This is a genomic window from Pseudomonas sp. GL93 (assembly GCF_003408955.1).
Classification (GTDB): domain Bacteria; phylum Pseudomonadota; class Gammaproteobacteria; order Pseudomonadales; family Pseudomonadaceae; genus Aquipseudomonas; species Aquipseudomonas paracarnis.
Genome location: NZ_NKRF01000037.1, coordinates 1 through 21,946 on the forward strand (window position 1 = coordinate 1; position 21,946 = coordinate 21,946).

Sequence of the window (21,946 nt, forward strand, 5' to 3'; positions counted from 1 at the left end):
CCAACCCCGACGACCTGACGGTGACCTACCCGTTTATCGAAGGCATCGAGACGGAAAACAAGAGCCAGCCACAACCCATCAGCCTCAAGGGCGCGGTGGCTGACACCGAGGATCTCCTTGAGGTAATTGCCGCTGGCATCCTTGGCGTAGAAGCGCCAGCTGTCGGCGGGGAAGTCCTTCTGGTTGACGATCAGCGCGTTGTCCTTGAGCGACAGGCCTTTGGGCAGCTTGGCGGCGTCAATGGTGGCTTTCTCGATGGTGGCCAAAAACAACGGTACCGAGCCCACCACATACGCCGGGGTTTCCGGGAACAGGTTGAGGTCGTAGGTGAGCGTGCCGCTTACTGCGTTCAGCTCGAAGGCCTCGGTCGGCAGCTCGATAGGCTCGCCCCGTTCGCCCTTGTCATCGGCGGTGAAAAAGGTGATAGGCGCGTCACTGTTGTTGCGCTCGGCACCGACCAGGTCGTCATTGAAGGTGAACGGGTGGTCGAACACGATTTTTGCGGCACTGGCGTCTTCGGTCGATTGGCTGATGGTGACGCTGTTTTTCAGTTGGTCCTCGGTCATCGAGGCATCTTTGAGCCAACTGGCGGCGCCGTCGTCATACACCGTGACCGGCATTGGCAGGGGCTGTACGGTCTTTTGCAGGCTGTTCCTGTCAAAGCGCATCACCGGCAGGGCGAGGTCTTTACGGGTGAGCGTGGCCTTGGAGAAATCCAGCACATTCACCTGCAGGTTATCGATCAGCCCGTTGAAATACACCTTGGCGTAATGGCTGGTCTGCTGGCGCTCGAAGGCCTTTTGCGCGTCGGTGAGCTGTTTATCGAAGGCATCGGACCACGCGGTTTGTTTCTGCATCTCGGCCAGTTGTTTCTCATAGAACGCCACCTGCGCGGCACTCTCGTTGATCGAACCTGAGCGGGTCAGAAATTGCCCGGTGCTGTCCCGTGCCTGCACCAGCAGCGGGTTGGGTGACGCATCGCCGACTTCGGCGGCCAGGGGCTGGCTGTTGGTCAGTTCGATCTCGGCGTAGTTCTTTTCCAGCGTCAGTAGGTTGAGGGTGATGTTGCCGTCGGTGCGTTTATGGCCCACGTCTTGTTTGGTCAGGTCAAACGTCAGCACCTTGCCCGGGGTGATCACTTCCACCGCGCCCTTGAGGCTGATGGGTTGTGGCTGGCTCTTGTTTTCCGTCTCGATGCCTTCGATAAACGGGTAGGTCACCGTCAGGTCGTCGGGGTTGGTCAGGTTGGAGCTGCTGGGGCTCAGTTGGATGCCGGGGTCGGTTTCTGACCATTCCGGCTGGAAGGGAATAACTTTATTGTTGCTCAGGGTGACCGACTGCCATTCCAGGCCATGGGGGAAGGGAAACTGGTCCGGCGCGTTGAAGTTGAACGGGAAGACCGGCTGCAAATCCGTCAGGTAGTCGGAGTGCGAGGTTTTGCGCAGCACGAACAGGCCATTTATGTAGGTGTCCACCAGCGCTTGGGGCGTAGGGTAATGCTTGAGCAGGGCCAGGCTGTCTTCGCCGTATTCGGCTTCGATGGGCTTGCTGGCGAGCTTGACGCGCGCACGTTCCAGCAAGAGCAATGAGCCGCCCAGGTCAGCGACGGCATCACGCAGCTTGGGGTCCTGAATACTGTCCAGGGACTGTTCGAACTTCGTGGTTTTCTCTTCGAGGGTCGCCTGCTTCTGCTCTTCTTTGGGGGAGCAGCCGCTGGCCATCAGCAACGCCGCGCACAGGCCGAGAGCGGCCAAAGGGGATCGCACATCCATCATCTGAGTTTTCCTGTCCGACATCATCGAGCCGAGTGAATGGCCTCGACACTAGCAGAAAAATTCTCTTACAGATGCCACTTGGGTCAGTTTTCTCGCGGTGACAGGGGCTAGGTGGCGGCTGGTATACTTGGCGCCATTTTTAGCCAAGCTGTGTGAGATTCAATGGAACGCTTTATCGAAAATACAATGTACGCCTCGCGTTGGCTGCTGGCGCCGATCTACCTGGGCCTGTCCCTGGGCTTGCTGATCCTGGCGCTGAAATTCTTCCAGGAAATCATTCACGTGATTCCCAACATCTTCACCATGTTGGAAGCCGAAGTGATCCTGCTGCTGCTGTCGTTGATCGACATGGCCCTGGTGGGCGGCTTGCTGGTGATGGTGATGATTTCCGGCTACGAGAACTTCGTTTCGCAGCTGGATATCGACGAAAACAAGGAAAAGCTCAACTGGCTGGGCACCATGGACTCTTCGTCGCTGAAGATGAAAGTGGCAGCCTCCATCGTGGCGATTTCCTCTATCCACCTGCTGCGCATCTTCATGGACGCCAAGAACGTCGATCCACAGCACCTGATGTGGTACGTGATCATCCATATGACGTTCGTGGTCTCCGCGTTCGCCATGGGCTATCTGGACAAGCTCACCAAGCATTGATGCCGCGCGCCGGCCTTACTGCTCCACGAAGTAATAAGGCTGGCGGTTGATCGCCATCTGCTTGATCACCGTAACCGGCTCTTTCAGCCGGTCGGTGTGGTCCGTCAATGCAACGTTGCCGGGCTTGGCGCTGAGGAAGGCGCGCAGTTCGGCTTCGGTGTTCAGGATCGGCAAGTAGGCCTGCAGGTAGAACACGCTGGCGCCGTCGATGCGCTCGTTGGGTTGGTACATCGCTACCGTCCTGCCTTCGTCTTGCAGGGTCTGGATCTGACTGATCACCGGTACGAATGAATGGCGCAAATCGGCTTTGGGAGCAAACCAGAACGCCGCGCTCAGGTAGCAGGCGATGGCCAGGGTGAAAACTCCACCAATAATGCGCCGATGATACCGGTACAGCCCCGGCTTATGGTCTTTGGCCCACTCCAGCAGCACCCGCGCATATTCGGCGGCCAGTACCGCCGCGGCTGGCGTCAGCGCCATCAAGTACACGGTGCGTTTGCTGGAAGCCAGGGTCAGCAGGGTGAACTGCGCCACCAGCCACACACTGAAAAACAACCGGTAGCGATTACGCACCAGGCTTTTACGGAAGTGCCACAGGCCCAGGTACACCAGGATGTTCCAAGGCAGGAAGGCCTCGGGTAGTTTGGCGAGGTAATAGTAAAACGGCTCGTAATGCCCGGCTTCTACGAACGAACCGCTGAAGCGCCCGACGCTATTGGTCCATAACCCTTCCCCCACCGCCTGCATCCCGCCGCGCTGAAACAGAAACCCCAGCCAGATCAGCAATGGCACCAAGGCTAACAGCGTGAACAGCGCCGGCTTGAACCAATCGCCCAGCCGCAGGCGTTTATCCATCAGGCTGGTGCTGAGCAGGTACACAAAGATCACGATGCCCGGCATCGCCAGGCCCAACACGCCCTTGCTCAACGTGGCGATGACCATCCCGGCGGTAAACAACGCCCAGGCCCACACACTGGAGCCTTCACGTTCGGGCCGTACCGCCTGGTAAAACCCCAGCAGGGCAGCGGTGACACCGAGGCTGAGCAACGAGTCCTCACCCACACCCCGCACATTCCCCCAGTAACTGGCCATGGTCGCCAGGATCAGCGCAGCGCTGAACGCCAACGTCGGCGGCCGCCCGAACCGCCGCAGCATCCCGTACAACAGCATCACGCTGAACAACCCGGCAAACGCCGAGGCCAAGCGCACCGTCCCAGTGCTGGCACCAAACAGGCGAATTGCCCCGGCGTCCAGCCACAGGCTCAGGGGTGGTTTTTCCAGGAAGGGTTCACGAAACAGGCGCGGCACCACCCAGTCATCGTCCAAGTGCATCGCCATGGCGATCCCGGACACCCGGGCTTCGGTAGAGCCTTGCAGCTCATGGTTGCCGAGGGCGAAGAAGAACAACAGACCAGCAAGCAAGAGCAGCAGGGGAGCGGGGCGCGTCATGGAGTCTGGCTACCGAGGCATGAGACCGATCGGGCGACCGGTCATGGGTAGTCAGGGAGTATACGAGCGCGATTCTTAACCTTTGGTGAACGGCTGTGGTGTTTTTCTCCGGCGGGTCAAGGCAGTTTCAAGCTGGGCACTGCCGCTTTGCCTTGTGCGGTCAGCACCGGCTCCAACTGCTCCCAGGTGAAGGCCAAGTCGTTGTCGCAACCGTCACCATTGGCCGGTGTCGAGAGTTGCAGGCCCTGGGTGTTGAAGCTGAGGTGAAAGTTGGAGTAATCGGTGATCGCCGGGCAGCCCTCGTCGGTAGTGGTTTGCTTGGCCAGCCAAGTGCTGAAGGCGGCCGGCAGCTTCAAATGGCCGGAATAGGCGTCATGCCATTGCTGATGGCCGCCGAGCCAGGTCCATGGGTCCACACTCTCGCCGGTTTGCAGGTTCCAGGAGTGCAGCCCCCAACTGATGCCCATGGCGCCTTGGCCTGCGGCCCAGCGGTAGAACCGCACGGTGAGAAATTGCGATGACCAATAGGCAGGCTCAACCTCGATCTCACTGGTATAGACCGAGCCGTTCCGACCCAGGTATTCACGCCGCTCATAAAAATAGTCGGTTAGATCTTCGTCATTGACGGCCAGTGCGGCGAGTTGCTGGTTGATCTTCTGCACCGCTAGGCTGTCACCCTCCAGCTTGAGCGTGACGCGGGGGCCTTGGGTCTTGAGCTGGTAGGGATGGTTGTGGAAAGTCTTCTTCTCGGTCTTGATCGGCAGCGGCGCGGCTTCCATGGGCGCGTTATAGGCATCGCTGCCGCAGCCGTCCGTGCCAATGCGGCGCAGGGCCAGTGGCAGCGGCGTACCGCCATCGGTTTTGCTCCAAGCACCCGAAAGGGTATCGCCCTGAGGTTTTTGCAGGGCCCAGAAACCGGTGTTTCCTTCCTCCACCCAAGGCGCGTTGTCGTTGGCCTGGGTCAGTTGAATCGGGGTACGGATGCGCTGGTAGTAATAACTGCCATGCTCGCCGTCGGCGCCGTTGAAACAGACGGTGATAGCGGACTTGCCCAAAGTACCTTGCCAAACCCCGGCCAACTCGGCAGCGGTGGCGAGCAAGGGCATGACGGTGAGGGCGATGACGGCGAAGGGCTTGAGCACGGGTATCTGACTTCCGGTTGTCTGATAAAGGCCGTCAGGGTAATGGGAAGTGTGAGGGGATGCCAGCGGGCGAGATGCGCTGAGGCAGCTCGCCCGTTTTCGTGTTTTAGGGTTGTGGCGGATGGGGAGTGAATGGCTGGGGGTTCAAGACCCGTTCTACTAGTAGCTCACCTAGAACGATCAATTGCTGAGCAGCCAGCAACTTGTGGCGGTGCGCACCTTCAAGTTCGAAAGCCAGGTCGGTGGTCATCGCGTTGAGAGAGGCGAGGGTTTCGCTGGCTTGGATTAGCAGGGTTTCGGGGTGGATGTCGTCGGCGAGGATGAAGAGGGTGGTTGGGGGATTGGGGGTGAGCTTTTTCATGGATGAAACTCCTTGATTGATGGAGTCGCCAGACATCGCTGCTAAACGAAAAGGGTGGCGACCGTACGCGGGTTAGCAGACCAGGAATCAAGGAACCCGGCGCACCCGAAAGTGCCCCACGCACAGCCGCCATGACACGAACCAGCGGATGCTGAAAGCATCGCTCGAACGGATGGTGGCTTTGCAGGCCTTGATATTAACCGAGCTGCTAAACCCGGTCGCTGATTTTGCAGCGACAGGGGAAGGCTAGGCTTGTTGGGTGGAGTGCGCTAGTTCATCAATAGCGCGGCGTCTTGCAGGAAAATTCCGAAGCCCGGCCCTGTTGATCTCCCCCCGTCGTCAGGCTCTGTTAAAAGCTCCAGTCCTCAGCCTGAACCAACTGGCAGAACGGCCCGTTGAGCGTGGCATTGTGATGAGCCACGATGGCCTCGGCTTTCATCAAGGGCGTGTCGGAACAGGTATGACCGTCGGCGATAAGTACCGCATCGAAGCCAAGATCGCGGGCGGCGCGGCAGGTGCTGTCGACGCAGTACTGTGTTTTCATCCCGGTAACTACCACGCCGGTGGCGCCGCTGGAGCGCAGATTGTCCGCCAGGTCAGTCATTGCAAAAGCGTTAGGCCGACGCTTTTCGAACACCACTTCCCCACCCATTAACTTCAGTTCCTCTGCAATCAGCGTAAGCGGGCTGCCCGACTCGATTGGCGAGCCAGCGGGGCCGATGTGACGCGCGAGAAAAATTGGCGCGCCTGCGCTGCGGGCCTTGTCTATCAGGGTATTGAGGGTTTCCAACAGCTCGTCGCAGCGCCAGGGTTTTTCCGGGCCGTGGATGAGTCCGACTTGGATATCCAGTATCAACAGGGCGTACATGGGGGCATCTCCTTGCGTGTGAACCAGCGACACAAGGGCATAAAAAAAGGCCCTGTCCATCGCTGGCGGGCCTTTGAAGTGTTCGTTTGTTATTGGCTCACGACACCTCGCACGCTCCGCTTGATGCGGTCGTGGTGGTGGTTGTCGAGGTGAGGCAATCGGTAGTCATGGGGCGACACTAGCATTGTGATTGATGGGATGCCAAGTACAAAAAAGACGTCTTTGGGCGTCTTTTTTGTTGATGCCAGGGGAAGCCGAAAAGCTTTCTCATCTTATTAATTTATATAAAGAATAAGAATCTTAAAAAATTGAGCTGGAATATTTTGTAAGAAGTTTCCTCATTTTTGGTAGGCTTTTGCCATCAGCCGAGAGGAAATGGAATGCCCGCAGTCATCGTGGAAAACGACACATCGCAGTGGCAAGACGAAACCGGTGCTGTCTATCACTTCCCCAAGCGGTACCAAGCCTGGCTTGCTGAAGGAACCGAAGTGATCTATTACAAAGGACGCATCCAGGACAAAACCTTTGCTTCTGCCCGCCTCAGCGCCGATCCACATTATTTTGGTATGGCACGCATCGGCAAGGTCTACGCAGACCTGAGGAGTGATAAGGGTGACCTTTTTGCTTTGATCGAAAACTTCACTCCGTTTGAAGGCGCTATCCCCTCGAAAATTAACGGAATGTACCTAGAGACGATCCCCGCTACTCGAGTGAACAACTATTGGCGTGACGGAGTTCGGTCCATTTCCCAACTGGATTACGATGCAATCCTAAGCCATGCGAAGCTCCTATCTTCCCAGGCTGACCAGGACGCACCAAATATCGAAGGCGATCCATTGACCTTTGAATCGGCCAACGAAGGCAGCAAATCAAGTTACTTTGGAACCCGTTACGAACGCCGGAAAGATCTGAGGGTGAAGGCCATTGCTATCCACGGGCTTGACTGCAAGGCATGTGGCTTTGATTTCGAACAGGCGTACGGCGAGTACGCGAAGGGGTTCATTCACGTTCACCACATAGTGCCAATTTCGGACTTTGGTGGTGAGAAAGCCGTGAACCCTGAGACTGACCTTGTTACGTTGTGCGCCAACTGTCACGCCGTGGTCCATCGCAAGAGGGATATGACGCTGAGCGTTGATGAGCTGAAAGGCATGTTGCGCGGGCGATGGGTAATCGAGCCTTAGTTTTCTGCTGTGTTCAGCCTACGTTTTTTTGTGAGGTTGAACCCTGGATAGTGACATCGTACCGGCAAGCCCATTAGCCGTTACTGTACCCGGCAAGTCGGCTCTCAAGGTATTGCGCGGTCTCCTGATCGGTACAGTATAGGTAGCAGCCTTTTATCCCATTGGAAAATGGGACTAGAAGAAGATGGATTTATTTTTCCCCGTATTTACTGGATTTCAGGCACAAAAAAGACGTCCATAGACGTCTTTTTTCGTTCGTTTGGTGGGCCGGGGTAATCTGAACTAGTATGTTAATCTATTGATTTTTATCATTAAATTTACTTTTTGATTTTCGTTGGAATACCAATTGGAATACCCCACGAGCATATGCATGGTCTGGCACGTCGCTTTTACGGCCTTGCTTCTCATTTATGATTTGGGGTGATCTTCCTGCCGCTTTCAGAACACAGGTTACGCTTGATAAGAAGATGAAGGTGGTGAATGGTAGAAACCGGGGCGATTCAGTACTGGGTCCCCAGTCCGGTAGATCGGCCGTCATTTGCCAGCGTTCCAATCGATTGAAAACTGATTAACCAAATGGCTTTGTAGCTTTGGCTAATCTACGCAGTTACACATTGGTGAGGGGGCGAGGATTGCATCATGTCGAGGTATAAATTCTCCAGTACAGAACGATGGGCGATTTTTCTTGTGCATGGCATGAAGTGCTATCTGTGCAAAGTTCCGATCGACCTCAGCACGATGGTGGTCGACCATGTGCTGCCCGAGTACCTGCTCGATAGCCCCTCAGCTTGCAGCGCCGCTAAAGCGAAACTTGGCCTTCCCGCTTCGTTCGACCTGAATTCTTTTGAAAATTGGCTGCCGGCCTGCAGCGTGTGCAATGGAACAAAGTCATCGGTCCAGTTCGAGCCTTCTCCCCTGATTCAGGTACTCCTGCAAAAACTTGCCGCTAAGGCGGACGAGACTCATAGGGTTAGCGCTGAGGTCGTTCGCGCTCGTCAAGTAGCCAACGCGCTCAATGTGTTGGAGCGAGCGCATGAGAGCGGCGTTAAGCTGGAGGGGGAAGCCCGTGAGCGATTGTCAGTTCTGTTGCAATTTGCTTCAGCGCGAGAGTTTGTGGGCAGCGGGCAGCCACTTCGTTTGACTCCTTCTTTTCAACTCGTGACCACGACGGTGAAGGATGCGCTGGGTTGGGGGGCCACACACTGGTCTCTGCCTCCTCGTGAAGGGGGTGAGCCTTCATTGGTTGTCCTGTTTCGGGTGGAGCGAGGCGAGTGCGTTGATTGCGGTCTGATCCAACGGGTGTTTCAGCCAATCAACCAGGAAGGGGGTAGTGATGCGATCTGCGCCGTATGCCTATCGCGCCTCGACTGGATGGACCCTGTAGCCTTGGGAGATTTGCCAACGCACTACCGGGAAATATGAGGCATCTTGATATCCGTTTTTATGCGCACCGGTCAGTACAGCCAGCACGCCGCGATCATCACTTGAAACCGGGCAGAGGAGCTGCGGGTGTCAGGTCGATAGTGCTGCGCGTTCATTGTTGCGGCAGTTTTGTGAAAATAGGCCAGCGGTGGTGGACTCAGGAAAACTACGTCGGCGGGTTGGTTGTGACGATATAAACCCACCGCTCTTCCGGCTCTCCATGATCAGGCACTTCAGACCATCCCCGTCTTCTATGTCAACCAGGGTGATGTCCGTTCGGCGTCCTTTTCCATGTACCGACCAACTAAGCCCATAGCCTGCTGAGGATAGTACTTGCCCCATCCTCAGCGCTCGATCGTTTTCCGGTACTCAGACTGCAGTAACTCTCTCGCAGCGGCCTGATCACTTTCTCCCGACGGGCGCCCACCTTGGTTTCGTCTGCATCCCAAAGCTGGGTGAAACTGACTGGCAGTCTTTCCGAGCCTTCAACGCTTTCTGTCTCGGGCTTCGCTCCTCCCTCGCAAATAGTGTCAAGTCGATGCCTCCAACTTACAGGTGATAATGGCAAATTGATCCTTGCTTGGGATCCAATGTTAATATCGGCTTCCGGGCAATGACGCATCTTTTGCATGCGTTTGGCTTTGATGTATTTTTTTCTTACGTGTATAGTTTGATTTTCTTACGGGCAGTGCGTGATGGATATCAAGACGCAAATCGAGACATTGCTGAGTAGCTTTTGGGACAAGCGAGCGCAGGACATCATCGATGATCCTTTGTCGACCGATGAACTGGGTGCTCCTCTGGACTCCATCTCTGCTGTCGACGCTTTTGTCGGGATCGACAAGCTGGTCCAGCGTAAGCTGCCCGTCGAGCTGATCATTCGCCACGGGGGATACAACTCCAAGGTCCAGTTCATCACTGAAATTACCGATAAGGTTCTCCGCCATCTCAAGGAGCAGCCGAAATGAGTGATGTTATGTCGTCGGGAGGCAATGACTTCGGTAATCGCCTGCGGCAAGCCCGTGAATATGTAGGGCTTTCGCAAGAAGAAGTTGCGACGGCGCTAGGACTGTCTCGTCCGTCGATCACCAATATCGAACTGGGCGCCAGAAAGGTTGAGGCGGCGGAGCTTGGTAAGCTGGCCAAGCTGTACCGGCGGACACTTGACTACCTGTTGACAGGTGTCGAGCCAGCCCCGAACGGGCCGGAGCAACTGGCATTCCTGGCGCGGGCGGTGAAGGGCTTGTCCGAGAAAGATCTGGAAGAAGTGGCACGCTTTGCTGAATTTCTGAAGCAATCGTTGCGTAACCGCGGGGAGTAAGTCATGGCTGCACGCGACATCGCGGTGGCGACAGCCAAGGTGGCTGCCGAGGTCTTTGCGTCCTCTCGCGCCATGGAGCGCATCGAGCAGGACGGCTACACGCGCATCGATCCTTTTCGTATCGCTGCAGGCGAAGGCGTTTCGGTGTTGTTACGGCCCATGGATAAGCTGCTCGGGGCCTTCCTGCGTGAGGAGCGGCCGGGGATTCTGGTGAACTCGGCTCGCTCTGCCGGCCTTATTCACATGACCTGCGCCCATGAATTAGGCCACTACTTCATGGGACATCAGAGTGCGCTGGACGAAACCATAGACTACGGTGGCAAGGCCGTAGTGATGGAGCAGGAGGCTGAAACCTTCGGCTACCACCTGCTGGTTCCGAAGCCTTTGCTGAGCATCATCTGCAAGCGAAAAGGATGGAGCAGGACGTCGCTGACCAATCCTCATGTGCTCTATCAGATGTCTCTTCGCTTGGGCGTCAGCTACTCCGCCGCGGCTTGGTCTTTGGTTCGGCACAATGTTCTGACGTATGACGTTGTTCAGGGGTTGTTGAAAATTCCGCCTGCCTCGATCAAGCAATCTTTGCTTCAGGGGTGTTTGCCGGACGCCACGAAGGATGTTTGGCTATTCGACGAAACCGATCAATCCTCGGTGCTGGAGCCGCGTCCGGAAGATCACTTGGTGGTGCGCCTGAAAAGCCACGCGTCCGCTGGCTATCTGTGGCAGGCAGATTCTGCGGAGCGGGTGGTCGAGCAAGGGTTCACGCTGGCTCCATTATCAGTTGCGCTACCTGTGGGGCCGCAGAGGGTGGTATTTGGAGCCGATTCCACGCTGGATTACTTGCTGTCAGCGAAGGAGGTGGATACCGAAGAATCTCATGCAGTAACGCTTTCCGAAGTGCGACCATGGATGGGCAAGCAGGCCGGCGACGCTTCATTCTATTCCAAGACGCATTTCGAGCCGATCGCAGAAGGGCTGAGCCGTGAATCGAAGGCTGCTTTGATTCGAGAGGTCGCTGGCTCGTGATCACCATCGAGTGTCTGGTTGACAGCTCTCCGGTCAGGGCAAGAAATCAGGGTAATCGTCCGACCTGCGTGGCTTTCGCGGTGACCGACTTGAATCACCGCTTTGCTGATGATGACTTGGGACCTGAATATTTCTACCGTGCGACGATCCGGAGGATTCCCGGTTGGCAGCCCGGTGATGGGGTTCAGGTCGCTGCTGCGGCTGAAGCGTCGCGGGCTGGTCATGCCCGGGAGACCGACTTTCCTTATCAGGTCGATGAGCCCGTTGTTCCTCTAGAGGCCTTACCTGACACCCTGGACTTGTTTGGTCACCCCATCCGCTTCTTTAACGCCGATGTAGACGAACTCATCATTCGCATGCGGATGGGAGTGCCTATTGGTCTAGCTCTGCGGCTCACCTATGAGTTCTATTTGCCTGTCAATGGAGTAATCACGTTCAGCAATTCCCTACTTCCCGGAGCGATGCAGCATGCAGTGGTGGCTGTCGGTTTAGGGCATGACGCCCAGGGCGAGACCTGGTTTTTGACCCGCAACAGTTGGGGGGAGGCGTGGGGCCAGAACGGACATGCTTGGATCCCGGTTGCATATATTGCTGCGCATGCTACATGCGCATTTGGAGTGGAACATGGCAGTCCTGATTCAGCGTGACCGAGTGGTATCCGCGTGGCAGGCCGCTGCCCGCCATCTGGTGACATGCCCAGATTACGTGGCTCGAAACTTGGTGTTAGAGATCACTTCGCCTGGGGTCCTGGAGGCGCAGGACAGAGATGTCATCGGCGCAGTCGATACCGCACTTCGCCAGCGCTGGTCGGGTCTCAGCGTGCAGACGGTAGCGGGCACCATTTTTCCGAACGAGATGTACCGCCGAGAAGGGCGCCCGGCGTTCTATGAGTCTTATCTGAACGCAATGGCTCGCGGGATGAAGGGCGGGACATGGGGCACCTACGCCTATCGAATGATGCGTAGAGTCAGTCGTGACGGCAAGACAGTCTTCAATCCACTGGAGGTTATCGTCCGCAAACTTCAGGCCTCCAAGACTGGACGCAGCTTCCAAGCGGTCTACGAGCTGGGTGTGGTGGATGTCGAATACGACATCCATGACGACGGATTCGGATTTGAGTTGCCGTTGTATGATCCTGCTGCCGATCGAAACAAACCGATGAATATGCCGTGCCTAAGCCATCTCAGTTTCAAGGTGACCGGCGACAAGCTGGATCTGACAGCGGTGTATCGGTCTCATTGGTACGGTCAGAGAGCTTTGGGTAATCTGATCGGGCTGAGCAACCTGCATAAGTTTGTCAGCGATGAGTCCGAATTCGAGAGAGGAGTTCTGACCTGCATCGCAACGCATGCCTATCTGGATGTGGAATCGCTGGGTGGTGCGAAGGCCGCTAAGCAGATGCTTGCGGCATTCCCTGACTAGAACAGCGAACCCTGTCGCTTCGAGCTAAACGTTTCCACTGGGATGTTGTATAGGGCGCTCATTCCGTTGCGGAAGTCCTTGATACCGCCGTAGCTAGGGTGGCGAATGGCAATAACTTCGACATCGAAACGGCTTGCGTAGTTATAGGCATCTCCGCCAATGGCCACCACCCGGCGCACACCTAGCCACTTGATCAGTGTTTCGTTGAGCAGGTCTACCTTCTGCAGTTCGCGCGCGGTGAACTTGCGATTGGTGAATGGGTTGCCTGGCTCGTGCGGATGAAACGGGAAAACGTTCCATAGCAGCGGCGGAAGGGCGAGCGCTCTGAGTACTGACCAGATTTCGGAGGCGGTGCGCTCGACCACTGCAGGGCCGACCGTTGCCTGCTTGAAGCTAGAGCCCGGGTAGCGCTGCATCATTTCCGGCAGGTGAAATTCATCGGTGAGCGCAAGCCCAGTCCGTCGCCCGCCGCGATAGCCCAGATCTCGTCCCATCCAGATGGTGTCGACACCGATATCGGTCGCGGCCTTCAGATAGCCTCGCAGATTGCGCCGACGGGCAGCGACAGCATCGCTGCGGTCATGGACGGGGCACTTGTCAGCGTAGGGATTGAACACATTGTCCAATTGCAGTTCAGACAGGGCATTCACAAAGGCGGTAGGGTTCATGGCTGCTCTTTTTTTTCCAAAGGTTCAAAGTGCATGGTGTGCTCTTGCACGTTGATATGTACGGTTCCGCCTCTGTGCTCCTGCAATTCGCGGAAAACCTGAAATCCGGTCAGGATCGCTTTTTCCCACTGCCACAGCTTGCACGCCTCGACCTCGTAGCCTTCAACCATGCTTTCAATCTGTTTTAGCACGCTGTAATCCAGCGCGCCTGGGTTGGCATCGATATAAAACTTGCGGCTCTTAGCATGGTTGAAGATCCAGGTCGCGATGCCTTCCTCGATGATCATCGCACGGGCACCGTCTTCGTTCTCGTCTTTCTTAGGGTCAGACTTGCGCTTGCGTTTGAGCAGCGCGCGCAATACTGGCGACCAGCCTAAGAACGCAACGTAGGCAAGATGGAAAACGTCGTGGAAGCGGTAGTCGTCCGGTTCGTTGCTGTTATCTGTGAGCCGATCCCCAATGAATACCCCCTTCAGGCTCTGAACCACATAGCCGTTCTCCCGGGTGCCTCGCTCGTTGAACTCCATGGCCAATTCGGCGGGGAATTGTTCATGATCAGGGCTCTTGAGATCAAACGCTGGGGGATAAACGGCTTTGTCATCCGGCCATCGGCTGAGGATTTTGTCGATGTTGCTCCGGGCCACGTCCTCAAATCTAAGATCGAAACTGGCGCAAGCTATGGCCAGTTCTGCCAAATGAATGCCGAGATTCAGGCTGCGGGCTGCGGGAGCCAAGGCGCGCATAGAGTTAAACGAAACCTCGGCTAGCACGCCTGCCCGGTTCGCCAATCTGGCGAGCTGAGTGGAGCGGTCGACATTGTCCGGGCTTCTGCGCATTTCCATGAGGCTGTCGATGTGCCGGAAAGTCACGGGCAGGATAGGAGGCTTCTCGCTTTCCCCAAACTCCGAACGCAGATAGGCGATGCAGCTTGCACCTATTTCATCCGGGCCGACATCGACGGATGCCGCGATGTTGATCAGATACCACAGTGCATCTCCCAGCTCCTCTGCAGCCAAGTCGTTGACGGAAGCTGCTAGACGGTCACGACCAACCTTTTTGACTGCGGAGAGTAGCCCTCCCACTTCACCGAAGTAGCCGAACTTCAGCTTCTGGTAACCGCCTTCATCCGTTTGAAACTGGTTGGTACCGCCAGCTTTCAGTCGGTATTGAGGGATCGACAGCGAAGGTAGTTGCGGTGTTGGTACCGGCATGGAAGCTCCCTTTCCATTGTCAGATGCCAGAGTGAGCATCTCGATGAGCTTGGATCATCTCGGATCGCATCTGCCTTGCGCAACTGACAATTTTCTCTCTATCAGCACCGTACGCCCCCATTGCTAGTGCCCGCGTCCTGACAGACTTGGTTACATCATAGTGTGGATAGAGCGTCTTGGACTGGAACCAGCTGCGTCTCAAGCCGAGCTTATCGGCGAAGGCATGCAATTCTTCCAAAGAATCGGCGACCAGATGGCTCCATTCACGGCCACGCCACTTGATTCCCTCTGCATCAACATAGACCGCCATGGTCCTCGCCTTGAACAGAAAAGTGTGCAAATATTTTGCACACACTTGGCAAAAAAACTCAATCGAAATGAATGCATCAGACCTCGGTAGAAGTATAAAGGCAGTACGTACGCAGAGGGGATTTACCCTGAAGTACCTGCAAAAAAACACGGGAGTTCACTACACCCAGATCTCCAAGATGGAGCGGGGCGGTTGCAAATTGCTGAGTAAAAACTTGCTAACTATTTGCAATTTTTTGCACATTTCACATGCGCCGGATAGTCAGCTCGTCCCCTCCGAAAGCGTGGTCGACACGGTGCAGGCGATCATTCGCTCATGGCCGCAAAGTGAGGGGTTAATTCGTCATTTTCTGGAAGGGATTGAAATGGCACTTGAGGGTGGATGCCGTACTGACGGGCATGGCCAACGTCTTCCCTAGTTTTCACTGGGATACAACGCTGGCGTGATCCTTCGAATGCTACCGGTTAGATTAGCCCCAGGAAGCTGGTCGGCCTCTGCGGCCCCGATCGGTGATCTCCTTGAACCAGGCATCGATTTCGGCCCTGAAGTCTTTCGAAAACCCGTTCCGGTAGTTTCTCGAATGTGGGTAGAGATCGTCTCCTTCGAAGTCTCGTAGGTGTTCAGGAATCTCTACTGCGCTCGCCCCCCAGTAAATAAATTCTTCACCGATCAGAACGTTGTCCGAGCCGGTATCCCTGTTCAGGTTGTCCCGGTTCAATGCTCCTCCAACGAAGCTGTGATGTGAGTCTTCTTGAATCCAGCCATCGCCGTCCCGACGGTAAATGTTATCTCCATAGGCCATGCTTTTACTCGCACGCAGATTGGGTCGCTTGATTCTGAACGCTTCGTGCTCCCAGTATTCTTGAAAGGACATTTTCTGGGACACTCGCATCGCGAAGATCATCCTGCCTTCTAGTTTCAGCGCTTTGCTGCCACATCCAATGATGATGTCTCCTCTCTGGGCTCCCTCCCTGATTTGTGGTTTGCAGGTGCCCAGAGTACAGATGCCATGAAACGGGTTTGGCGCAAAGCCGTAATCCCTCACGAGCTTGTAGGAGAATACTTTCGGTAGATCACTCATTGGCACTCGACCCGATCGATGTCGCGTTCTTCTCGTGGACTGCCGTCTGCGCGCTCCCAGACCGGTTCTCCCCCGATGACCTCATCCAGTCGCGGACTGTCGATCGTAAGTACGGAGTAGGCGTGTTCATCGAATACCTGAGGTAGTGACTCGATGTCTGCGGCGATGGCCACGATACGTGTGCCACGTGTTGCAGCATGTTCCGCGGCACCTTCCAGGCACTCATAGCCTTCCTCCGGGATCAGGAAAATGCTGATCACGGCGTTGTCAATGCAGCTCTGGATCTCATAGGAGACAGGCAGATCCGCCTGAGCAGCTTCAACTTCAGGTTGCTCGGCTCCGGTCATGCAGACCTCGAAACCTCTTTCGTTCAATTGTTGTGACACGGTCTGGGCTTTATGTTCGAGCCCTGTCGTGAAGACGATGCACGCCTTATCGCTCATGAGTGAAACTCCTCAACCGGGTGTGTGGGTAGTTGGACGGATTGAAGGGAACCGCTGCAGCCAGCGTTCCAAGACGCAATAGGCGGACGGCGGCTATTCATCGTCGTCATTGCCTTCGCGAAAGCTGATCGTGTGATTCTCGAAGTCCGCCATCACGTAGCCTTTTCGCTTATTAACGAGCTGTCGGAAGATGCTGAAGCCGTCCATGATCGCCTTCTCCCATTGCCACAGTGCGCACCAGGCAACCTCGTACCCCCTGACGAAATCCTGAATGGACTTCAGCAGGTCATAGTCGACGTGATCGACGGTCTCGAACAGCTCGCACTCAAGCCCGCGGCCAAAGATAAACGTGGCAACCCCTTCCTCGATGAGGATGGCCCGGGCGCCGTCTTGGTTTTCGTCAATTTCAGGAACGCATTTGCGCTTCAGGTGGAGGAGTGCGCGGAGCACCGGGGACCACCCCAGATGAACTGCAAACGCCAGGTGGAAGACATCGTGGAAGCGGTAGTCATCACGCTCCATTTTGTTGTCGGTTAGGCGATCGCCAATGATGATCTTGTTGCACTTCTGAATGACGTACTGCTTCTCGCCTGCAGTCTCTTCGGCAATGTAGAACTCCAGCCGTGGAGGGAATCGTTCATTCTTGGGCATCTCGGCATCAAAGCGCGACGGGTAGGTCGTCTCTGCCGGCCAACGACTGAAAGTCTTCTTGAGGTTTCCAAGCGCCGCGGCGCCCATGTCCACATCGGCTGAGTTCGCTGCGGCGACCAGTGCCCGGAATATCTCTACCATGTGAGCAGAAAGCTGGTCGCGGTTGCGCTTGAACGTGCCAATTTTGAAGTCATTGAGCAGATCGCCCACACAGCCGGCGAGCGCAAGGACCTGTGTGCTGAACGACTCTTCCGAAACCGTTTTGCCATCTCGACTCTGCAGGTCGGCAAAACCCAGGTTGGGATCCTCAGGCATCACGCTCTCCCAGTCCTCTAGGCCGCGAAACGCCTGTTGAGCGATCGTAGGCAGGTCGAGCTGGGCTCGCGTGGCCAGCGTTGAGAAATACCAGAGCGTGTCGCCAAGCTCCTCGAGGATGGTTGCGCTGTAGCGCTTAAAGGCTGCCCTATCTCGCTGCAGTTTCTTGAAGGCGCTCAACAGGCTGCCGACCTCACCGAAAAGCCCGAGAATCGTGAGCTCCAATCCGGCATCTGGCAGCTTGTCGGTTGTGTGCGCAATGCGCTGGTATGTGCTGATGCTAATCCGGTCACCACGTATCTCTGATGGCAGGATGACGAATTGTTCAGGCGTCTTTGACGGGTCGAAAATTTCTTTCGATGAAGGTGAAGTCTGTGCGTCCATGCAGCCTCCGGCTGAACTGAGATATCAGGCTCGACCGTCAGCGCCGTGAAGTCGATTTGATATCATCATGATGGATCCAATGTGAGCTGTTCAAGTCCTGAGCTGGTGATTCGGACGGAGAGTCGTGCTGCTGACATACTCAGTTACAAAGGCGTCGTTCACTCTCTTGCTTCAAGAGCGGATATCGCTTTATGGCTATTCGCTGGTGCCGGAGAGCATGCCCTCCGACCACTGAAGCTTGGCTGATTACGACTGGCGGTGCATCTGGATCTTGAAAGGCTTGCCAAACGGATCCGTTGCCTGAAGTACGACGATATCAGAGGAGACGAACTCTAGGCTGTATTCATCGGACATACCGCTAGGGTAGGCGTCGCTCAGTTCGGGGGTAGGTTTACCAGATAGCTTCTCTACCAGCTGTGGGCTGATGTCTATTCCCGCTACCTCGATGGATTTGGTAGTCGAGTGTATATTTTGCAATGTAATCGACATCCGCTCGCTGTCAGCAGTCCAGTTGCCGGCACCTATAGCGTTGTAGCTAAATTTATAGCCTTGCTCCTTGATCTTGCCCTCTAGCGTGATGACGCCAGAAACGTTGTATTTCCCCTCATGAAATAGGTTGGTGCGACCTTTGAAGTGCAGGGTGCCATCGGTTATCGGATAGGAGTAATCGCTGTCCCATCGACCGACGACATCCGGGTTGAAGTTGGTGAGCGGATGGAAGATAAAATATAGGGCGGCGATGCCCGCCGCGCTACTGAAGAAGGATGTGACGGAAGCCACGATTTTCATGACCGGTGACAGCTTTTTGAAACGCTCAATAACACGCATGAACAGTGTCCTTTTAAACATCGAAAGCGATCTAAGGGTATATAAGGCTCAGTTGCTGAAGCCTTATTATTAGCGTGTCGGCAACGCTGTAAAATGCTGTAGACTAAAACGCTAATAGTTTTGTCTGTGGTAATGGTTTACAACTAAAAAATATCTAAGAACCAGCACGAAAACCCGAAGGTTTCGCTGTTCTAAGGGGCAGTGCCGTCGCAGCGGTTATCAACTAGGTAGGTCAGCCTACCCAAAGAGCGAAACGAGGGCAGGGACGTGCTCTACTGCGCGTCCGATCAGGCACAGTTCCCGGGTGCTCGGCTGGGTAACTTGTGCAGGGTTGACGTGCACGACGCAGGCACCGGCGCGATGCGCAATGATGGGAATCTCGGCGGCCGGGAGGACCACGCCCGACGTGCCGATAGACAGTAGGACATCGCATCTTTCGCGGCTAGAACTGCGCTCTTCCAAGCTGCGGTCGGCAGATCTTCACCGAACCACACGACGCCTGGGCGAAGTTTTCCGTTACAGCGGGGGCAGCGTGGCGGCTCGATCCTAAGGCCCTCACTGGCGACCGGCTTTTCGAAGGGGAAGATAGCCGGGGTTCAATGGCAGGCGAAGCACTTTGGCTGCCCAAGGCTTCCATGCAGATGGATGACATTTGTTGAGCTGGCGCGCTCATGAAGATCGTCGATGTTCTGGGTAACGACAGTCACATCTCTGTATCTGCCCAACTGCGCGATGGCGAGATGTGCCGCATTCGGCGCAGCTGCTGCGACTTGGGCCCGTCGCCACACGTACCAGCCCCAAATCAGCGCTGCGTCCTCGCGAAACGCGTTGGCGGTCTCCAGCTTTTCCGGATTATGACGCGCCCAGATGCCCGTCAACGGCTCGCGAAAGGTCGGTATGCCGCTTTCGGCCGAAATGCCAGCGCCGGTGAACACCACGATTCGCTTCGCGTTACCGATCAGTGTGGCGACTGCTTTGATCGTGCTGGCCATTTCCCCTCCACCAATGACAGCGCTCGGCTGAGCCGCTAACAGGAAGGCGTCGGAGGTTGTTCAATAAACGCCATATTCGATGCGATCCAGGTATTCATAGACCAGCTTATAGTCGTGGTTATCCATGATAACGCTGCAGGGTGGTCGGTAATCCAGGCCCCGGGCGGGTTTGATGAACCATTCTGCGACCAGATCTGAGCTGCCGAATACGTTTGTCGCCTTGATCAGAATCAGGTCTCGCCGTTCCAGATAAGCCTGATACTGCCTGCTGAGACATTCGGCGGTTGGAGAGAGGTTCGGACCGATTGACCAAAGGCCAGGCTGGAGTGGCGAACCCAGCTTTGCTTACTCGGCGAGCCATCATTAGGCCACTCTTGTGTAGAATGAGCGGAAATAACCTTTCGTGCATGTCGTTGATGTGCTCGGGACCGACAACCTTCCATGATGGAATGTGAGATGCAGCAAGCAAATTTTCAGGTTGACTCCCGACTGGCAACGTTGCTCAGCCAAGATTACTCAACGACAGAAAAAGCTCTTAAAGAATTAGTTGATAACGCATGGGATGCAGATGCAGAAGAGGTGGTAATAGAACTACCTGAGCCATTGACCGATGGCCCTATTGTTGTGCGCGACGATGGCAACGGGATGACTCGCCAGGAGCTTGAGTCTCATTATCTGAAAATTGCATCTGATCGACGGATGCGGACTGATGGACGTACATCAAAAAAAAGGCGTCCGATCAAAGGTAAGAAAGGCATCGGGAAATTTGCTGGGCTGATGTCCGCTTCGGTGATGTGTCTCACCACAATGGCCCGAGGCCAACAGATTTCGTTCACGCTCGGTATTCAGGACCTTGAGTCGGCCTCTGACATCGAACACTTGACGCTCCCGTTAGAGGTGAGCGTATGCAGCTCCGAAGATCATGGAACCTGCGTAACACTAACGCATCTTCGCCAAGGGCTACGTTACCCAAGTGCTGATCGACTACGCCAAGAACTGATCATGGAGTACGGTCGGCAGAAGGACTTCAAAATTATCATCAATGGTAAACCGCTGGGCATTGATGATCTTGAAGGAGAATTTACTGAGGTGCGGGGTACGTTTCCTGATGCGGGAGATGCGACTCTTCGTTTTGCCATTAGCAAAAAGAAAAGTGGTCTGAGACGCCCCGGCATTACTTTGATGGTGGAAGGAAAGGCAGTCGGGAAGCCTGGCTTTTTTGGCTTGGAGAACAGTGATGAGATTCCTGCTCGTCTGCTGAGAAAGCTATATGGCGAGGTCGAAGCTGACGGGCTGATGGACTATGTGACTGCTGGGTGGGACTCGGTAATCGAAAACAGCGAGGCCTACCTACAGATCGTCACCTTCGTGCAGGAAAATTTGGTTGAGGCTTTCCGCTCTACGCACGGTATGGAAATGCGGATGGCGCATGCTCGCTTGCAAAAAGCGGTCGCCGGCCGATTGGAAAAACTGCCCCAGCACAAGCGCGAGTTCGCAGATCGAGCAATAAAGAAGGTTTTGAAAAAGTATTACGACGAACCTGCCCACAAGGTACAGGCTCTCGCGTTTGTCGTTCTTGAGGCCGTAGAACGTACCGAATACCGCTCTATCGTCGAGCATCTCGCTGAAGCAAATCGCGGCGATATCGTTAACCTTGCTGATGCGCTGGAGAGCTTTGGCCTTGCCGACATGGCCGTTCTGGTCGACCAAGCTAGAGCCAGATTGCAGTTCTTGGACGACTTGGAGCGCCTAGTCCGAAATGAAGGCTGCCTTGAGTCAACGGTACATAAAGCTATAGAAGTAAATCTTTGGATTTTGGGTGCTGCATTCACGATCTTCAGCTCCAATATCACTTTGAAACGGCAGATTGAGGAGCTGCTGAAACAGAAGTACTCCGGAGCGCAAGGCACGACCCGTCCAGACTTGCTGTTGAATGAAAGCTTGCTGGGGGAGTTCTTGCTGATCGAGTTTAAGCGTCCCTCGCATCCTTTGAGCTTTGCGGATTACCAGCAAGCAACTCGGTATCGGCATGAGCTTACCGGGTATAGCTCTAAGCCAATAAAAGTTCTAGTAATAGGAGGACGGATTGATGGCTTCCCGACCCGAGAGCTTGAACCTGGAGTCAGCTGCCTATTGTTTACAGACATTATTTCCACAGCACGCCGACAAATTGAATGGCAGCTTCAACGTGCCCCGGGTTTTCCTGGCTCGTTGTTGGTATAGGCCGTCTCTAGGGGGACAGATTCCTGACTCGAGCCTTCGGAATTTAGTGACCCCGGGATGAACTGCCCCCCAAAAGTTGGACAGGAGACGCTATTGATTTAGTGCCTGGGTCCGAAACTGTACCGGACTCAAGCCATTCAGTCTGAGGCTTATGCGGTCTTGGTTGTAGTAGGTGATGTAATCCTCTAAGCCTGATGCCAGTTGCTCCACACTCTCAAATTA

At 55.3% G+C, this 21,946-nt stretch carries 23 protein-coding genes and 2 pseudogenes; 10 read left to right on the plus strand and 15 right to left on the minus strand.

What is annotated here, in order from left to right; all coding sequences use genetic code 11:
- Positions 1-1,775, minus strand: a 1,775-nt coding sequence (locus CER19_RS06365; protein WP_256660397.1) for a hypothetical protein, incomplete at its 3' end; no start/stop codon positions are given.
- 162 nt (positions 1,776-1,937) lie between these two features.
- Between CER19_RS06365 and CER19_RS06370 the strand changes: the two genes are divergently transcribed.
- Positions 1,938-2,426 carry a TIGR00645 family protein gene (locus CER19_RS06370; protein WP_005791582.1) on the plus strand — a complete coding sequence of 163 codons (489 nt, stop codon included), beginning with the start codon at positions 1,938-1,940 and terminating at the stop codon, positions 2,424-2,426.
- Positions 2,427-2,441: 15 nt separating this feature from the next.
- Here the strand turns inward: CER19_RS06370 and CER19_RS06375 are convergent, their stop codons facing one another.
- The 4 genes from CER19_RS06375 to CER19_RS06390 all read right to left on the minus strand — a co-directional run bounded on the left by CER19_RS06375 (position 2,442) and on the right by CER19_RS06390 (position 6,246).
- A complete protein-coding gene (locus CER19_RS06375) occupies positions 2,442-3,875 on the minus strand; it encodes a glycosyltransferase family 39 protein (protein WP_116665796.1) in 1,434 nt (477 codons plus the stop codon).
- A 116-nt stretch (positions 3,876-3,991) separates the two neighbouring features.
- Positions 3,992-5,017, minus strand: coding sequence for a hypothetical protein (locus CER19_RS06380; protein WP_116665797.1), 1,026 nt, complete (start codon positions 5,015-5,017; stop codon positions 3,992-3,994).
- A gap of 106 nt (positions 5,018-5,123) precedes the next feature.
- On the minus strand, positions 5,124-5,378 hold the full coding sequence (locus tag CER19_RS06385) for a DUF6124 family protein (RefSeq protein WP_116665798.1): 255 nt from the start codon (positions 5,376-5,378) through the stop codon (positions 5,124-5,126).
- 349 nt (positions 5,379-5,727) lie between these two features.
- Positions 5,728-6,246, minus strand: a complete 519-nt coding sequence (locus tag CER19_RS06390) for a cysteine hydrolase family protein (protein ID WP_116665799.1) — start codon at positions 6,244-6,246, stop codon at positions 5,728-5,730.
- A gap of 380 nt (positions 6,247-6,626) precedes the next feature.
- Between CER19_RS06390 and CER19_RS06395 the strand changes: the two genes are divergently transcribed.
- From CER19_RS06395 to CER19_RS06425, 7 genes are all read left to right on the plus strand, one after another.
- Entirely contained in the window at positions 6,627-7,430 is an 804-nt protein-coding gene (locus tag CER19_RS06395; protein WP_116665800.1) for an HNH endonuclease, read from the plus strand.
- Positions 7,431-8,069: 639 nt separating this feature from the next.
- Positions 8,070-8,852 carry an HNH endonuclease gene (locus tag CER19_RS06400; protein ID WP_116665801.1) on the plus strand — a complete coding sequence of 261 codons (783 nt, stop codon included), beginning with the start codon at positions 8,070-8,072 and terminating at the stop codon, positions 8,850-8,852.
- A 695-nt stretch (positions 8,853-9,547) separates the two neighbouring features.
- A complete protein-coding gene (locus CER19_RS06405) occupies positions 9,548-9,820 on the plus strand; it encodes a hypothetical protein (RefSeq protein WP_116665802.1) in 273 nt (90 codons plus the stop codon).
- On the plus strand, positions 9,817-10,173 hold the full coding sequence (locus tag CER19_RS06410; RefSeq protein WP_116665803.1) for a helix-turn-helix domain-containing protein: 357 nt from the start codon (positions 9,817-9,819) through the stop codon (positions 10,171-10,173). The genes CER19_RS06405 and CER19_RS06410 overlap by 4 nt, the downstream gene beginning before the upstream one ends.
- Positions 10,174-10,176: 3 nt before the next feature.
- Complete coding sequence (locus CER19_RS06415; RefSeq protein WP_116665804.1) at positions 10,177-11,196, plus strand: ImmA/IrrE family metallo-endopeptidase; 1,020 nt, start codon at positions 10,177-10,179, stop codon at positions 11,194-11,196.
- Positions 11,193-11,843: a C1 family peptidase gene (locus CER19_RS28555; RefSeq protein WP_133298313.1), complete on the plus strand. Its 651-nt coding sequence runs from the start codon at positions 11,193-11,195 to the stop codon at positions 11,841-11,843. The genes CER19_RS06415 and CER19_RS28555 overlap by 4 nt, the downstream gene beginning before the upstream one ends.
- Positions 11,821-12,618: a hypothetical protein gene (locus CER19_RS06425; RefSeq protein WP_116665805.1), complete on the plus strand. Its 798-nt coding sequence runs from the start codon at positions 11,821-11,823 to the stop codon at positions 12,616-12,618. The genes CER19_RS28555 and CER19_RS06425 overlap by 23 nt, the downstream gene beginning before the upstream one ends.
- Here CER19_RS06425 and CER19_RS06430 read toward each other — a convergent pair.
- From CER19_RS06430 to CER19_RS06440, 3 genes are read right to left on the minus strand one after another with little or no spacing between them, the layout of a single operon-like run.
- Positions 12,615-13,286 carry a uracil-DNA glycosylase gene (locus tag CER19_RS06430; protein WP_025994267.1) on the minus strand — a complete coding sequence of 224 codons (672 nt, stop codon included), beginning with the start codon at positions 13,284-13,286 and terminating at the stop codon, positions 12,615-12,617. The genes CER19_RS06425 and CER19_RS06430 overlap by 4 nt on opposite strands.
- Complete coding sequence (locus CER19_RS06435; RefSeq protein WP_116665806.1) at positions 13,283-14,497, minus strand: nucleoside triphosphate pyrophosphohydrolase family protein; 1,215 nt, start codon at positions 14,495-14,497, stop codon at positions 13,283-13,285. Before CER19_RS06435 ends, CER19_RS06430 begins: the two co-directional genes overlap by 4 nt.
- Before the next feature lie 19 nt (positions 14,498-14,516).
- On the minus strand, positions 14,517-14,807 hold the full coding sequence (locus CER19_RS06440) for a DUF4031 domain-containing protein (protein WP_116665807.1): 291 nt from the start codon (positions 14,805-14,807) through the stop codon (positions 14,517-14,519).
- A gap of 10 nt (positions 14,808-14,817) precedes the next feature.
- Here CER19_RS06440 and CER19_RS06445 point away from each other — a divergent pair, with 10 nt between their 5' ends.
- Positions 14,818-15,225 (plus strand): helix-turn-helix domain-containing protein, encoded by a 408-nt coding sequence (locus CER19_RS06445; RefSeq protein ID WP_165861608.1) that lies wholly within the window; start codon positions 14,818-14,820, stop codon positions 15,223-15,225.
- A gap of 51 nt (positions 15,226-15,276) precedes the next feature.
- Here CER19_RS06445 and CER19_RS06450 read toward each other — a convergent pair whose 3' ends face one another.
- The 6 genes and pseudogenes from CER19_RS06450 to CER19_RS29360 all read right to left on the minus strand — a co-directional run bounded on the left by CER19_RS06450 (position 15,277) and on the right by CER19_RS29360 (position 19,840).
- Positions 15,277-15,888 (minus strand): hypothetical protein, encoded by a 612-nt coding sequence (locus CER19_RS06450; protein WP_116665809.1) that lies wholly within the window; start codon positions 15,886-15,888, stop codon positions 15,277-15,279.
- Positions 15,885-16,331, minus strand: a complete 447-nt coding sequence (locus CER19_RS06455) for a hypothetical protein (protein ID WP_116665810.1) — start codon at positions 16,329-16,331, stop codon at positions 15,885-15,887. Before CER19_RS06455 ends, CER19_RS06450 begins: the two co-directional genes overlap by 4 nt.
- Before the next feature lie 93 nt (positions 16,332-16,424).
- Positions 16,425-17,681 (minus strand): nucleoside triphosphate pyrophosphohydrolase family protein, encoded by a 1,257-nt coding sequence (locus tag CER19_RS06460; RefSeq protein ID WP_116665811.1) that lies wholly within the window; start codon positions 17,679-17,681, stop codon positions 16,425-16,427.
- Between the two features lie 246 nt (positions 17,682-17,927).
- On the minus strand, positions 17,928-18,509 hold the full coding sequence (locus CER19_RS06465; RefSeq protein ID WP_116665812.1) for a hypothetical protein: 582 nt from the start codon (positions 18,507-18,509) through the stop codon (positions 17,928-17,930).
- Between the two features lie 237 nt (positions 18,510-18,746).
- A pseudogene (locus tag CER19_RS06470) lies at positions 18,747-19,501 on the minus strand (NAD-dependent deacetylase).
- A 60-nt stretch (positions 19,502-19,561) separates the two neighbouring features.
- Positions 19,562-19,840, minus strand: coding sequence for an MbcA/ParS/Xre antitoxin family protein (locus tag CER19_RS29360; protein WP_116665815.1), 279 nt, complete (start codon positions 19,838-19,840; stop codon positions 19,562-19,564).
- 117 nt (positions 19,841-19,957) lie between these two features.
- Between CER19_RS29360 and CER19_RS06480 the strand changes: the two genes are divergently transcribed.
- Complete coding sequence (locus CER19_RS06480; RefSeq protein ID WP_116665813.1) at positions 19,958-21,724, plus strand: ATP-binding protein; 1,767 nt, start codon at positions 19,958-19,960, stop codon at positions 21,722-21,724.
- A 90-nt stretch (positions 21,725-21,814) separates the two neighbouring features.
- Here the strand turns inward: CER19_RS06480 and CER19_RS06485 are convergent.
- A pseudogene (locus tag CER19_RS06485) lies at positions 21,815-21,946 on the minus strand (IS3 family transposase); the annotation flags it as partial.

Excerpts from the sequence above, each read along its gene's own strand:
- CER19_RS06370 (WP_005791582.1), top strand. The coding sequence starts at position 1,938 with ATGGAACGCTTTATCGAAAATACAATGTACGCCTCGCGTTGGCTGCTG.
- CER19_RS06375 (WP_116665796.1), bottom strand. The coding sequence starts at position 3,875 with ATGACGCGCCCCGCTCCCCTGCTGCTCTTGCTTGCTGGTCTGTTGTTC.
- CER19_RS06385 (WP_116665798.1), bottom strand. The coding sequence starts at position 5,378 with ATGAAAAAGCTCACCCCCAATCCCCCAACCACCCTCTTCATCCTCGCC.
- CER19_RS06390 (WP_116665799.1), bottom strand. The coding sequence starts at position 6,246 with ATGTACGCCCTGTTGATACTGGATATCCAAGTCGGACTCATCCACGGC.
- CER19_RS06395 (WP_116665800.1), top strand. The coding sequence starts at position 6,627 with ATGCCCGCAGTCATCGTGGAAAACGACACATCGCAGTGGCAAGACGAA.
- CER19_RS06400 (WP_116665801.1), top strand. The coding sequence starts at position 8,070 with ATGTCGAGGTATAAATTCTCCAGTACAGAACGATGGGCGATTTTTCTT.
- CER19_RS06405 (WP_116665802.1), top strand. The coding sequence starts at position 9,548 with ATGGATATCAAGACGCAAATCGAGACATTGCTGAGTAGCTTTTGGGAC.
- CER19_RS06410 (WP_116665803.1), top strand. The coding sequence starts at position 9,817 with ATGAGTGATGTTATGTCGTCGGGAGGCAATGACTTCGGTAATCGCCTG.
- CER19_RS06415 (WP_116665804.1), top strand. The coding sequence starts at position 10,177 with ATGGCTGCACGCGACATCGCGGTGGCGACAGCCAAGGTGGCTGCCGAG.
- CER19_RS06425 (WP_116665805.1), top strand. The coding sequence starts at position 11,821 with ATGGCAGTCCTGATTCAGCGTGACCGAGTGGTATCCGCGTGGCAGGCC.
- CER19_RS06430 (WP_025994267.1), bottom strand. The coding sequence starts at position 13,286 with ATGAACCCTACCGCCTTTGTGAATGCCCTGTCTGAACTGCAATTGGAC.
- CER19_RS06435 (WP_116665806.1), bottom strand. The coding sequence starts at position 14,497 with ATGCCGGTACCAACACCGCAACTACCTTCGCTGTCGATCCCTCAATAC.
- CER19_RS06440 (WP_116665807.1), bottom strand. The coding sequence starts at position 14,807 with ATGGCGGTCTATGTTGATGCAGAGGGAATCAAGTGGCGTGGCCGTGAA.
- CER19_RS06450 (WP_116665809.1), bottom strand. The coding sequence starts at position 15,888 with ATGAGTGATCTACCGAAAGTATTCTCCTACAAGCTCGTGAGGGATTAC.
- CER19_RS06455 (WP_116665810.1), bottom strand. The coding sequence starts at position 16,331 with ATGAGCGATAAGGCGTGCATCGTCTTCACGACAGGGCTCGAACATAAA.
- CER19_RS06460 (WP_116665811.1), bottom strand. The coding sequence starts at position 17,681 with ATGGACGCACAGACTTCACCTTCATCGAAAGAAATTTTCGACCCGTCA.
- CER19_RS06465 (WP_116665812.1), bottom strand. The coding sequence starts at position 18,509 with ATGCGTGTTATTGAGCGTTTCAAAAAGCTGTCACCGGTCATGAAAATC.
- CER19_RS06480 (WP_116665813.1), top strand. The coding sequence starts at position 19,958 with ATGCAGCAAGCAAATTTTCAGGTTGACTCCCGACTGGCAACGTTGCTC.